Below are 11976 nucleotides of genomic sequence, written 5' to 3' on the forward strand. Positions count from 1 at the left end.
GTCGTTTCGTGTTTTGGTCGGCATTACGCCGGTATGGTCCGCAGTATCGCGGGTGGCGGGTTACAGAGATGGGCAACCATTGCTTCCAATCCGCGATCAAGGTCGTAGGTCGGTTCCCAATTGAGCAGCTGTTTGGCATGCGCGATGGAAATCTGCCGGCGGGCGCCTTCGTTGGGATCGGGGTCGCCGCTGAATTTGATGCTGGCGTCGGCATTGCCCACCGCCTTTATGACGGACTGGGCCAGTTGGGCCATCGTGACCGGCCCCGGGCCGGCGATGTTGCATATACCAGACGCCTCGAACGTAACGGCGCTGAAGCAGGCGCGAGCAATATCACCGACATAGGTAAAGACCTGCTCGCGCTTGCCGCTGCCCTGCAGTTCGAGCGCTTCGCCGGCGAAAGCGCGTTGCACGAAAGTCGGGATCACAGCCTTGATGTTAAAGGCGGCACCGTAAGGCGCGCTGATCCGAAGGCCAATAAAGCGCGTCTTCGACGACCGGCCGAACATCTTTGCCGCTTCCTCGCAAGCAAGCTTGGAAAGCATATAGGAATCCGTCGGCGTCGCGATCATTGATTCTTCGATCTGAATCGTCGCGGAGCCGTACAGATTGGCTGTCGATATATAAACGAATTGGCGGACATCGTTGCACACGGCCATCTGCATCAAATTGTAGCTGCCCAGGCTGTTGAGATCGTACAGCTGCCGGGCTCCCGCGCTCGTTCGCAGCAAGCCGCCTGATGGCAGTAAAGCGGCACAATGCACCACGGCGGTTACTTTCCGCATCGCCGCTTCAAGGGCAGTATTTTCCGCCACGGCGGAAAGATCGAAAGGAATGACCTCGACAGCATCGTCGCAGGTCTCCACACGCCCGCTGCAAGCAACGATGGCGCGCCAGCCCCGCATCCGGAAATAGCGCAGTACCTCGCTTCCGACCATCCCTCTTCCACCGGTAAGAAGAAGCGTGTTCATGCGTGGCGCGCCAGACCGGCCACGCAGTCGTACAGCGTGTGGGCAATGTCAGTCGCGCCCTGTTCGTCGATATAGGAATGCGTTGGCAGATTGATGAGGCGCCCTACCACGCTTTCGGCCACAGGCAGCGACACGGCATTCTCGGCCTGGTGGGCATATAAGGGTTGCTGATGGCAAAGCGGCTCATACATCCACGTCACGCGCGCATTGATCTGGTCGAGCAGCACCCGCTGGACCGTTTGGCGGTCTATGCCTTTGTCCAGAAGAATCGCGTAGCGCCAGTAGCTGTGCTCGTCATGTGGCACGGGATCCACCAAGTACATGTAAGGCGCATTGTGCAGAATATTGCGGTAGACAGCGGCGATGCGGCGTCGGTGCGCCACGATCTCTGCAAGTCGCCGCTGCTGAACCACACCGATGGCGGCCGGTATTTCAGCTAGGCGGAAATTGTTGCCGGCATAGTCGAAAACGCTTCCGCCGGTTTGTCGGCCATGATCGCGGATGCGGCGCACCTGCTCGGCCAAACGGTCATCGCTGGTGGTAATTACGCCGCCTTCGCCAGTTGTGAGCACTTTCGTCGCGTAGTAGCTGAAACAGCCGATCTGGCCCAGGCTGCCGGCGGGACGGCCGCAGAAGCTGGCGCCATGTGCATGCGCTGCATCCTCGATCAGCACCAGGCCTTCCTTGCGGCAATAGTCCTGGATGGCCGCAATCTCGGACGACATCAGGCCAAACATATGCACGATGATGACAGCGGCGGTATTCGGTGTCTTCACCGCGGCAATGGTGCTTTCACTAATGGCAAGATCGTTCAGCCGCAGATCAGCGAAGATGGGGCGGCCGCCGGCGCGAACCACTGAATTCGCCGTGGCGACGAAGGTCTCTGTTGGGACGATGACGTCCTTGCCCTTCACATTCACCGCTTCCAAGGCGATCTCTAGCGCAGTACCTCCGGAATTCACGCCTAGGGCATAGCGTGTGCCGGCCATTTCGGCAGCTGCGGCCTCAAATCGCTTCAGGTACGGACCCTGGGTCATGCTGCCGCTAACGAGGATATCCTCGACCGCGGCCATGATTTCAGCGCGATCCTCATCCGGGAAATACGGTTGCGCTCCCGAGTAGCTGCGCGTTGCCATCAGGATGCCCCTTGGGTCATGGCACATGTCGCAGAAAATGGCGGGCGTCCGGGGCCGCAATTCAGCAGGTAATCTAGAGCGCTGAGCATCGGCTCGAAAGCGCCATGCAGTTGGGGATAGGTAAATTTTGAATATGACAGAAAGGTCAGACGGATGCCTTCCTGCTCAAACTCACTCGGGGGGTGATAGGCTTCCGTACCAGGCTTCACGATGAAATGCGTGCCATCGAGCATGCGACAAATCTTGATCAGTTTGCCGTTGCGACTTCCCTCGGCTGCGAGATCGCTGGACAGATGGAAAGGCGTGCTTATGCAGAACGCCTCGCGCATTATGTGAATCAGCGGCAGGACGATCTCCATGAGCCGTTCGCAGGGGCGCGAATACAGATCAGCAAGCTGGTCGCGATACTGCGGCCAGAAAGCGGCGCGACTATATGCCTGTTCGATGGCGCGCCAGTGCTTCACGCGCCACCTGACGGCATTGTTCACCTGGATGTCGCAAATTAAGGTCTTCGAGTTTCCGCTGTAAAGTACGGGGACAGTCAACAGTTGCCTGCCTTGGGCCGTCTTGACCGAGTTGCGATTAAAGAAGTTGTTCTTCGAATATTCCACGTCGTCCAGCAGCACGAAGGCATCCGAAGCGGCCATCCGCTCAAAGAATGGCATCCAGGGCAGATAGGTCGGTTGCACGGCGCCGATGATGCGCGGGGCGGATTTCACCGGCTGGCCTCTTTCGCGCCGAGAATCATCGTGAAAGCGCGGCCGACGCCGCAGCCAGCATAGGCGCGGCTCAAGGTCAGATAGGCATCCATACCGCTTTCCGCACAGATCAGGCTCATAATCATGCGCGCTTTATGAGCATCGGGTCCTGCGCAACGCTGACGCACGTAGTTTGACCCGGGATGGAACAGATAGGCCTCGATTGGAAAATCGGCGAAAGTATCAAGCACCGCGAGGCCGCGGCTGGCGGCGAGCGCAGCAGCGGCGGCGATGGTGAAGTAGTGCAGATGCTGCGGAGGGCTGAACCAGTATTCGGTTTCTATTGCGCCGGTGTCCATCGCCACCTGCTGGACTCTGCTGTAGTCATTCGGAAGAGTGATGAGGAGGCGCCCGCTGGGTGTGAGCAGCTGACGAAGCCTATCGAGCAGGCCACGAGGGTCAATGACGTGTTCAAGCACATTCTGCAGCACGCAGGCATCGAAACGACGCCCGGATTCCATCATATTATCTAGCAGCGCGAAGGCATCGCCGATTTCAATCGTCTTGCGCAATTCAGGGTGGAAGCGTTCGATCGCATGGGCGCTGAAATCGATACCGCTGACATCCAGGTTTTGCCGTGCGGCCTCGGCCAGCAGGAAGCCCTCGCCGCAGCCAACGTCAAGCAGCGTGCCCGCCCTTTCGCCCGATTGGTCGATCGCGTGCAACATCAGGCGCGCCTGCATACGCTTGTAGTCGAGTTCGAGGTCGGAATAGGCTTGCTGGTAAGAGGCAGATGCGGATTGCTGGTAATACTGCTGAGCATAAAAAGCCTGCAGCTCAGGAAGGCTTGGCAGAGGAAAAACGGATACAAATCCCTCCTCCTGCCGAACCTTAGTCCATGATGCCGTGATGCTGGTCATGCGGTCAGATCAGCTTTCGCGGCTTGACGAACTGGCCACTGGCGCGCGACTCCTGCGCGGCGAGGCAGATTTCCATCACCTGGAAGACTTCAGCAACGGTAACCTTCATTGGCGCGCCGGTGCGAATCGCCTGGACGAAATCGGGAAGTAGGTCACCCTTTTCCACGGCAGGATATGGGGCGGTCATTGGCTGCCGGCCGGCGGGATCCTCGCCAGTATACCAATCGGCGTCGCCCAAGGCATTTACGAAGCTTGCTTTCGTTCCAAACACGCGCAAGGCATGGAATTTCGGATGCTGCGGCACCAACGTCACCAAGACCTTAGCCAGGCTGCCGTCGGCGAACCGCATCAAGATGACGTCGGTATCGTCGAATCGATAACCCGTTGGCGCCGTGGTTTTCTGGCTGCCCATGGCGCAGACCTCGACGACCTCACTCTTATTCAGCCAGGTAATCAGGTCGATCAAGTGAATCCCGCCACCGAAGATGGGCGAATAGAAAGAGATATTGGCGCGCCAGCCATTGACGATCTTGTACTCAATCTGATGTATGTAATCGCCCTCAAGATAGAAGAGTTCACCCATTTCGCCTGCATCGATACGTTGCTTCAAGACTCGGAAGCGCGGGCTGCTGCGCAGGATCAGGTTCGAGGTGATCAGTCGGTTGCTGTCTTTATAAGCCGCGAAAATGGCATCAGCCTGATCCTTGGTAATGGCCAGCGGCTTTTCAACCATTACATGCTGTCCGTGACGCAGCGCCGAGACGGTCTGCTCGGCGTGATCATCATCGAACGTGCAGATCGAAACGACATCAATAGATGTATCTTCGGTGATGCGGCGGTAGTCGGTGTATCGGGTGGCAACGCTATTTCGGTCAGCAACGACTTTCAGCTTCTCTTCATCGACATCGCAGATCGCAACCACTTCGCAGCCCGGAATCTTAGCGTAGGAAAGAACATGCTGCTCACCGACGCCAAGGCCGATAACGGCAGCCCTAATTCGCTGATGTGACATACGCGATCTATGTGGGTCAATTACCGGCCGGCGCCACGCCGGCGGCGGGAATCAATTCGCCTTGGTGCAGCGAGACTATCAACTGGCGCCCGACCAAGCCGTCAACGTCGGACCAATTGAATTCGGTGGCTGGTCTCGCATAGGCCATATCGCCGGCGGCGAGAACAGTGCCCGCGGGAAGGTCCCGGGCGGCGACCACACCCTTTCGCATTAACGGGCGCAACGCGACCTCGCTGGGCAGGACCGGGCGTCCATATTGCCCGCATGCGGCGCGCACTGCACGGATGCCGGTGATCAGCTTCCGCATTTCTTCCGGCTCGAAGGACAGCGAGTGATCGTGGAACGTGCGACCGGCGCGTCGGTCGGTGAAATGGACCTCGATGACCTGCGCACCTAGTGCGGTGGCGGCGATCACAGCCTCAGGCTCGACGGCATGGTTGGAATAGCCGGTCGGCAAGCCGTAGCGCTCTTTGAGGAACGGAATGCTGAGCAGGTTCAAGTCGTGCATGGGAGCGGGATAGGAGGCCACGCAATGCAGCAGCACCAGCCGGTCGGACAGATTCTGCTGCCCAGAGGCGTCGCGGCACCAGGACAGGGCAGTGTCGATTTCGTCCAGGGTACTGTTTCCGGTCGACAGGATCACCGCTTTGCCGGTCCTCATCGCGGCTTCCAGGACGGGACGAAAATTTAAATCGCCGCTGGCGATCTTTACCGCGGGGCCAAGGGTGGCGACGAAGTCCACGACGTCTTCGGTCACTGCGGTGGAAAACAGGCTCACGCCGAGTTCGGCCGCTTCGTCCCGAAGGCGCAGATGGTCCTGACGCGACAGTGCAAAGCGGGTCACGCGCTCGAAGCGCTGCTGATTCGAAGTCGTGACGAAGCGGGACGGAGTGTAGGTCTGCAGCTTAACGGCGTCGGCGCCGGCTTCCGCCGCGAGGCGCAACAGAGTTGAGGCGGATTCGACGCTGCCTTCGTGATTAACACCGATCTCAGCAATCACGGCCACATCGTTATCGAGATATCTCCCAAATAGATTCATGGCTGCGTCCTCCCCGTCACCGGTGATTAGCTTGCAGAAGCTGCAACACGTCGTCGAGGCTGTATTCGGTATGCGGCCGCTCCATGGCATTCAGAATGGCATGAAATTCCGCCAGATCCTCGGGCGTGTCGACGGAAAGCTGGATGTCACTCGCGTCGCGGCCGTACGAAAAATTCCGGATTCGGAAACGGTCCGGGTGATCGTAGAAGAACATCGCCACGTGTTCGCGATAGGCGACGCTATCGGTTTGAGCCGCAACCGCCTGCAGAGCCGAAACGGAAATTACCTCAACGCCCTGCCCTTTCGGATATGAACGGGGAAAGGCATTGCTGACCAGATCGACCGGTGCGGCTTCATATTCCGCAATGCCGCGGTCGATAAGACGATGGTCAAGCAGCGGGCTGTCGCCGTTTATGCGGACGAAAGCGCTCGCCTGTATCCGCGTCGCCGCATCGATGAAGCGGCCCATGACATCGTCAAGCGGGCCCCGTAGGACGCGTATTCCCTCCGCTTCGCCGAATGCCGCCAGAGCGTCATCCTCACGATCCGTCGAGGTGACGAGATTGACGCTGTCGGCATTCTTGCAGTAGCGCAAGCGTTCGATCAAATATGCGATCAGTGGCTTGCCTCGGGCTACTTGCAGGACCTTGCCCGGCAGCCGTTTGGACGACATGCGGGCCTGTATGAAAACCGGAAGCGCCACAGTCCGAGTTCAGGCCACTTTGAAGAGATCGGGGTGCTTTTTGGCCAGCGTCTTATACCATTTGATGTACTCGACGAAGCCCTTTTCCAGCGGATAGGCCGGCTCATAACCGATGAGCTTGCGCGCCTTTTCGACCGAAAGCGTACCACGTTCCGGCATCAAGGCGTCTCGCGGATTGTGCCTCACTTCGACGCCAGGGAATTCGGCACGCATGATGTCGACCATCTGGTTTAGCGTGCGGGCGCTGCCATAGGTTAGGTTGAATATCTGATTATGGGCGGCCGGATGAGCAATGCAAAGTAGCAGACCTTGCACCAAGTCACCAATATAGGTGAAATCCAGCCCGTCGGTGCCGTCGCCATTAATGGTCAGCGGCTGACCACGCAGGGCGTTCTCGATGAAAGCTTGGCCAACGCGGCGGCTGACGCATCGCTGGCCATACAGAGCAGAAGGGCGCACAATCGTGTACGGAAGGTTGAAGACTTGATTGTAGGCCATCACGAGCCGCTCGCCGCCGTATTTCAGGGCGCCATAGATGCCCACCGGTTCGCAGCGACGGTCTTCCTGCACGGCGTCGCCGTCGAAATTTCCGTAGGCCATAGACGACGAGAAATAGATAAAGCGTGAGACATTCAGCCCCTCTCCGCGGGAGAAATCGAGGGCATTCTCCAATGTGCGGAAGCTGTGGTCGAAGGTGCTGAACGGATCCTTGTTCGATCGGTTGGCATGCGCGATGGCCGCCAGCTGCACCACCACCCCGGGACGGATATCGCTGAGCGTCCGGGTCAGCAGATGATAGTCTCGGCAATCCACTACATGTAGCGGCACACGGTTTTCATTCAGCAACCGGATACGTTCGTTGATCAGATGCAGATACAATGTCTTGTTTGGGTCGCCGACAGTATTGGAGAAGGCGCCGAGGTTGTTGACTTGCAGGCTGTCGATCACATGGACATCGGCCTTGAGCTCGCGCAGGCGAAGGGCCAAATTGTGCCCAATGAAGCCAGCGCCGCCGATCAAGGCGACCCGTTTGCCAGCGAGGGTGGAAAGATAATCGGTCACGAGCGGCACTCCAGGATGGCGGCCTTGACGGCTTGAGCGACGGTCTTCATGTCGTCGGGATTGAGATGCGGTCCAACAGGAAGAGCAATGGACTGCTGGCTAATACGCAAGGCATTGGGGAAGGCCTCCGGCACATTGGCAAGATCGTTTTTGTACAGCGCGGTCAGCGGTACCGGTACCGGATAGTAAATGGAGGTGCCGACGCCCTTGCCGTTGATCGAACCAATTATCTCGCGGCGCTTAGACGCGATGCGGTCAGCAAGCACGATAGCCAAGCAATAGTGGCTGCCCTTCCGGACGGCATCGCCGTCTGAAGCGAGGATGCGAAGCTCAGCGACATCGACCAAGGCAGCCTTCAGGGCGGCGTAATTTTGCGCGCGCTGCTCGAGAAAACGCGGCAACTTTTTCATCTGCTCAACACCAATGGCGCAGGCGATTTCCGACAGCCGGTAATTGTAGCCGAGCAGGTTAACATCGTAGTGGCCCGGCACGGTCCGTTCGCCAACCTGCTTATCGTAGCCGAAGGATTTTAGCTTCTCGATGCGGCTTATGATGTCTTGATGGCGGCTTACGAACATACCGCCTTCGGACGTCGTGATGTGCTTGACGGGATAGAAGGAGAAGCAGCCGGCATCGCCAATCAAGCCGGTATGGACGCCGTTATAGGTCGCGCCCAGTGACAGGGCGGCATCTTCCACCACGAACAGATTGCGACTGCGGGCGAGTTCCATAATCGGGGCCATGTCAACCGGCAGGCCGAGATAATGCACGACGCTGATCGCCTTGGTGCGCGGCGTTAGAACCTTGGCGATGCGGGCAGCGCTGATATTACCGGTCTCGGGATCGCAGTCGACGAAAACCGGCGTGGCGCCGGTATGGGCCACCACATGCGCCGTAGCGACGTGGGTCTGTGCCGGCACGATCACTTCGTCGCCGGGGACGATGCCGAGATGTACGTAGGCAAGATGAAGGCCGGTGGTGCAGGAGCTGACGCTGGTGGCATGGCCGCCGGTATAGCTTCCGAAATCGGCTTCGAATTGCTTGGCAGCGGGGCCATGCACCAACTGTGGTCCAGCCATTACCTTGAGAACGGCGGCGCGCTCCGCCTCGCCCAGGATCGGACGGCCGAATGGAATTTTCATTGCGGGAGAAGACGGAGCCACGGTGTCACCAATCTATGAAATGCAAGAATCCGGATACGGTTTTCCTTTCGCGACCGGAGCTGCGCAGAAAACTGTATGGATTGTTTGATGTCCGTCGCCGCTTACGGTGGTGACGGAGTTCTGGACGTATACGGCAGTGCCACCTGTCTATACCGGGCCACTACAGCGAAGGGTATCGCCTGGGCCGTCAGGCTAGTTTTTTAGACGGCGCCAGTCACTACGGCCATGTTCAGGGACTCGTTCGACAGGCGATTGCGCATCACAAGCATCTCTTTATCGAGATGCTCATTGTGCTTTGCGTAGCCACCGGTCTTGATAAGTTCCTCTTCCTTGAGAAGATTACCGAACTTGCTATTGAGATGGCTAAGCGAATTTTTCACCAGACCGAGCAACTCGTCGTCTTTCATCGAGGTCATGTTCAGAACCAGATCCTGACGCTCGGTCATTTCCACGAGATAACGGTCAATGTCGGTAATGAAACCGTTCTCGAGCGCATGCGTCCACATTCCGGTGGCGGGCAAGGGCAGCAGGAAACCGACTGACGGGTAAATGCGGTTTTGTTCGCACATATCCATCGTTTTCTTGATCGTCTCCGGCGTTTCCTGCGGATAGCCGATCACGAGGCTGGTGTCGGCCACGAGACCCACCTGGCGCAAAATGCGAACCTGCTCATTGAAGAAGCTCGACTTCACACGCTTGTTCATCGCTTCGAGAATCTCGTCGTCGCCGGACTCCAGCGAGAAACCGAGCGCTATTGCGCCGGCTTCCTTGAACTTGTTGGCGACCCGCACACGGTCTTCGAGCGGCAGATCATCGCGGCCCAGAAGGTCCGAACGCACCGCGCAGTTGAAGTGAATATTGAGGTCGGCGGCGATTACTTCGTCGAGGAACTTCTCTGTCGGCCCGATCTTGTGGAACGAAAGCTCATCCCAGAATTCGATATAGTTGGCGCCGTATTTCTGCTGGTTGCGGCGGATCTCGCCGATCACCGATTGCGCCGAGCGGTGGCGATAGGGGTCGTTCCAGAACACGTAATGGCAGAACGTGCATTTGAAAACGCAGCCGCGCGCGGTGTTGACCGGAAACACGACCGCCTTTTCCTTCGGAAAGCGGGTCGTGTGGCGCGCCAGATAATGGCTCGCGTCGATGTATTTCTGGACGTCAAACAGATCCCAATCCGGGAACGCCAGCGTGTTGATGTCTTTCACCGCCTTGCGCGGACCATTGTTCAACAGCCGGCCATTCGGGCCGCGGAACATGATGCCTTCGACGCCTGTAGATTTGAACGTCGGCGGCAAATCGCCGTTGGTATGCGGCACCGGCGTCGGCGGCTCGACCATCTCGCCGATCGATTTGCCGTCGCGCAGATGCTCCAGCAATTCGACGATCGTGACGTCGGCCTCGCCCTTGATGATGATGTCGGCCTTGGTGTGGGCGAAGATCACTTCCGAGATCGACCCGCCGACCGAATTGCCAACGATCACCTTGCATTCAGGCTGATAAGACTTGGTGAGGTTGATGAACCATTTGACCCACTTGTAGTGGGTCACGATCGAACCAATGCAGACCACATCGTAGTGATGCGTTTGCATGTATTTTTCGACGTAAGCATCGTCGTAACGCGCGATATCGACGTCCAGGAGATCGAACTTGAACCCGCCGTCCCGCACGGCCGTGACGACATAGCCCAGACCGACCGGGATATATCGGTGCGGAGCGCCGGGACGAAGGCTCGGATTGACGAAAAGGATTCTCATTTATTTTCCCAGATCGTGATTTGCTGGCGTCGGGTCAGACAAATATCTCTAATTCCTAGCGTTTTCCGCCCAGCCTCGCAATCCGCGTTCCAAGGCGGCGCCGGCCAAAAGACGTCTACCAGCGGTATCGATAGCATCTTTTGCAGGGCTTTTCGCAAGCTACCGCACTTCGGGGTGAAAACCCCAAAGTCATGAAACGTTCGAATTTTCCCAGCGAAATCCGCTGGTTAGACGCGCCGAACCGGCGGATTTATGCGGCCTCGATGGCCTCCGCCGGAACCTGCAGGCGCACCTTTCGCCCCAGCAAGGACACCAGCAGAATGACGCGACTCTCATCGCGGATGTCCTGAAAGAGCCCCTCGATATTCACCATCGGACCTTCGGTGACGCGCACGGCCTGCCCGCGAACGAAGGTCGCGGCAGCCAAATCAATCACGCCGGATTCATCTTCACGCGCCTTGATCTCCGCGACGATCTTTTCGTCGAGGTAGCGCGGCCGCTCGCCGTCGCTCAGGATCTGGCGGACGCCAACCGTTCCGTTGATGCTGCGCCACCGGCTGACCTCGGGGTCGAACAACACGAACAGATAGCCCGGGAAGAGCGGCCGGGTGACGACGCTGGTGCGCCCGGCATGGCGGATGCGCCGCCGGTAGACCGGCAAATAGGTCTCGAACCCCTGATTGACGAGGTGCCGCTTGGCCTTCACCTCACAGTGAGGCTGCGTCTGGACGACAAACCAGTTGCCCTGCATCACGGCTTATCCACGCTTGACGGAAACGAAACACGCAGAAACGGCGGCACCAGAATTCTTTGAGGACCGATCGCCGCGATCAGCCAGTCACAGGTCGCCTGCGGCTGACGGCCGTCGGTGATAACCACGACTTCGTCCGGCTGCAAATTCGCCAGCGAGCGCAACACCGGAAGGCCAGCGACCTGCCCCTGGTTGGTCTCATGGTCGAGTACGCCGACAATGTCGATACCGAGCCCGTTAACCGCGAGCGTGGCGATCTCGGCGAGTTCGCCGGCGCCGCACAGCACGACGCGCTTGTGGCCGGCGACCGCACAGCGCTCGAAGATGTCGTGATATTCCTGCCGTGCCGCCCGGAAGAAAGTCAGCGAATAATCGAGATACTCGGCGACCAGCTTGCTCTTTTCGGCAAAGCCCTTCGGCGTCAGGTAATAGGCATAGCGCTTGGTCGGCGCTTCCTTTACCTTGATCAGACCTTTGCGCACCGCCCGGTGCACAAGCGCGTTAACCAGACCGACTGAAATGCCAATCTTGCGCGCCAGCGCACGCTGATTCGGCGCGTCCTGGCCGGCCACGTTGTCAAGCAATTGAACGGTCTCAGCGAGATTACCGTCGCGGGGCATCGAAATCGCCTTCCCACACCCGGTTTCCCGGGGATTCCATGTCTATCCCGGCGCAAACCCAGCGCATGTTCATTGTGTGAGCATATCCGTTCATGGTATGAACAGTCAACGACCGGCCGGGATCACCGCACCACCCCAGATGAT

At 58.5% G+C, this 11976-nt stretch carries 12 protein-coding genes; all 12 read right to left on the reverse strand.

The features are described from left to right. Positions 1-23: 23 nt before the first annotated feature. The 12 genes from DXH78_RS00320 to DXH78_RS00375 all read right to left on the reverse strand — a co-directional run bounded on the left by DXH78_RS00320 (position 24) and on the right by DXH78_RS00375 (position 11832). Positions 24-971, reverse strand: a complete 948-nt coding sequence (locus DXH78_RS00320) for an NAD-dependent epimerase/dehydratase family protein (protein WP_115515197.1) — start codon at positions 969-971, stop codon at positions 24-26. Next, positions 968-2107 (reverse strand): DegT/DnrJ/EryC1/StrS family aminotransferase, encoded by a 1140-nt coding sequence (locus DXH78_RS00325; protein ID WP_168192658.1) that lies wholly within the window; start codon positions 2105-2107, stop codon positions 968-970. The genes DXH78_RS00320 and DXH78_RS00325 overlap by 4 nt, the downstream gene beginning before the upstream one ends. Continuing rightward, the gene (locus DXH78_RS00330; protein ID WP_115515199.1) at positions 2107-2826 is read right to left on the reverse strand and encodes a WbqC family protein; all 720 of its coding nucleotides are present in this window, start codon (positions 2824-2826) and stop codon (positions 2107-2109) included. The genes DXH78_RS00325 and DXH78_RS00330 overlap by 1 nt, the downstream gene beginning before the upstream one ends. Further along, complete coding sequence (locus DXH78_RS00335) at positions 2823-3725, reverse strand: class I SAM-dependent methyltransferase (RefSeq protein ID WP_115515200.1); 903 nt, start codon at positions 3723-3725, stop codon at positions 2823-2825. The genes DXH78_RS00330 and DXH78_RS00335 overlap by 4 nt, the downstream gene beginning before the upstream one ends. Positions 3726-3729: 4 nt before the next feature. Continuing rightward, entirely contained in the window at positions 3730-4737 is a 1008-nt protein-coding gene (locus DXH78_RS00340; protein ID WP_115515201.1) for a Gfo/Idh/MocA family protein, read from the reverse strand. A gap of 16 nt (positions 4738-4753) precedes the next feature. Further along, positions 4754-5776 carry an N-acetylneuraminate synthase family protein gene (locus tag DXH78_RS00345; RefSeq protein ID WP_168192659.1) on the reverse strand — a complete coding sequence of 341 codons (1023 nt, stop codon included), beginning with the start codon at positions 5774-5776 and terminating at the stop codon, positions 4754-4756. A 16-nt stretch (positions 5777-5792) separates the two neighbouring features. After that, a complete protein-coding gene (locus DXH78_RS00350; protein ID WP_147292548.1) occupies positions 5793-6479 on the reverse strand; it encodes a cytidylyltransferase domain-containing protein in 687 nt (228 codons plus the stop codon). 9 nt (positions 6480-6488) lie between these two features. Beyond that, positions 6489-7541: an NAD-dependent epimerase/dehydratase family protein gene (locus tag DXH78_RS00355; RefSeq protein ID WP_115517644.1), complete on the reverse strand. Its 1053-nt coding sequence runs from the start codon at positions 7539-7541 to the stop codon at positions 6489-6491. Continuing rightward, on the reverse strand, positions 7538-8683 hold the full coding sequence (locus DXH78_RS00360) for a DegT/DnrJ/EryC1/StrS family aminotransferase (RefSeq protein ID WP_115515204.1): 1146 nt from the start codon (positions 8681-8683) through the stop codon (positions 7538-7540). The genes DXH78_RS00355 and DXH78_RS00360 overlap by 4 nt, the downstream gene beginning before the upstream one ends. A 221-nt stretch (positions 8684-8904) precedes the next feature. Next, the gene (locus DXH78_RS00365; RefSeq protein WP_115515205.1) at positions 8905-10461 is read right to left on the reverse strand and encodes a B12-binding domain-containing radical SAM protein; all 1557 of its coding nucleotides are present in this window, start codon (positions 10459-10461) and stop codon (positions 8905-8907) included. Between the two features lie 250 nt (positions 10462-10711). Further along, positions 10712-11212: a transcription termination/antitermination protein NusG gene (gene nusG, locus DXH78_RS00370; protein WP_115515206.1), complete on the reverse strand. Its 501-nt coding sequence runs from the start codon at positions 11210-11212 to the stop codon at positions 10712-10714. After that, the gene (locus DXH78_RS00375) at positions 11212-11832 is read right to left on the reverse strand and encodes a helix-turn-helix domain-containing protein (protein ID WP_115515207.1); all 621 of its coding nucleotides are present in this window, start codon (positions 11830-11832) and stop codon (positions 11212-11214) included. The genes nusG and DXH78_RS00375 overlap by 1 nt, the downstream gene beginning before the upstream one ends. Between the last annotated feature and the right edge of the window lie 144 nt (positions 11833-11976).

The sequence above is a fragment of the Undibacter mobilis genome, from assembly GCF_003367195.1.
GTDB classification, from domain to species: Bacteria; Pseudomonadota; Alphaproteobacteria; order Rhizobiales; family Xanthobacteraceae; genus Pseudolabrys; species Pseudolabrys mobilis.

Bases quoted from the DNA above. Each gene is read 5' to 3' on its own strand.
- DXH78_RS00320 (WP_115515197.1), bottom strand. From the start codon at position 971: ATGAACACGCTTCTTCTTACCGGTGGAAGAGGGATGGTCGGAAGCGAG.
- DXH78_RS00325 (WP_168192658.1), bottom strand. From the start codon at position 2,107: ATGGCAACGCGCAGCTACTCGGGAGCGCAACCGTATTTCCCGGATGAG.
- DXH78_RS00335 (WP_115515200.1), bottom strand. From the start codon at position 3,725: ATGACCAGCATCACGGCATCATGGACTAAGGTTCGGCAGGAGGAGGGA.
- DXH78_RS00340 (WP_115515201.1), bottom strand. From the start codon at position 4,737: ATGTCACATCAGCGAATTAGGGCTGCCGTTATCGGCCTTGGCGTCGGT.
- DXH78_RS00345 (WP_168192659.1), bottom strand. From the start codon at position 5,776: ATGAATCTATTTGGGAGATATCTCGATAACGATGTGGCCGTGATTGCT.
- DXH78_RS00360 (WP_115515204.1), bottom strand. From the start codon at position 8,683: ATGAAAATTCCATTCGGCCGTCCGATCCTGGGCGAGGCGGAGCGCGCC.
- DXH78_RS00365 (WP_115515205.1), bottom strand. From the start codon at position 10,461: ATGAGAATCCTTTTCGTCAATCCGAGCCTTCGTCCCGGCGCTCCGCAC.
- nusG (WP_115515206.1), bottom strand. From the start codon at position 11,212: ATGCAGGGCAACTGGTTTGTCGTCCAGACGCAGCCTCACTGTGAGGTG.
- DXH78_RS00375 (WP_115515207.1), bottom strand. From the start codon at position 11,832: ATGCCCCGCGACGGTAATCTCGCTGAGACCGTTCAATTGCTTGACAAC.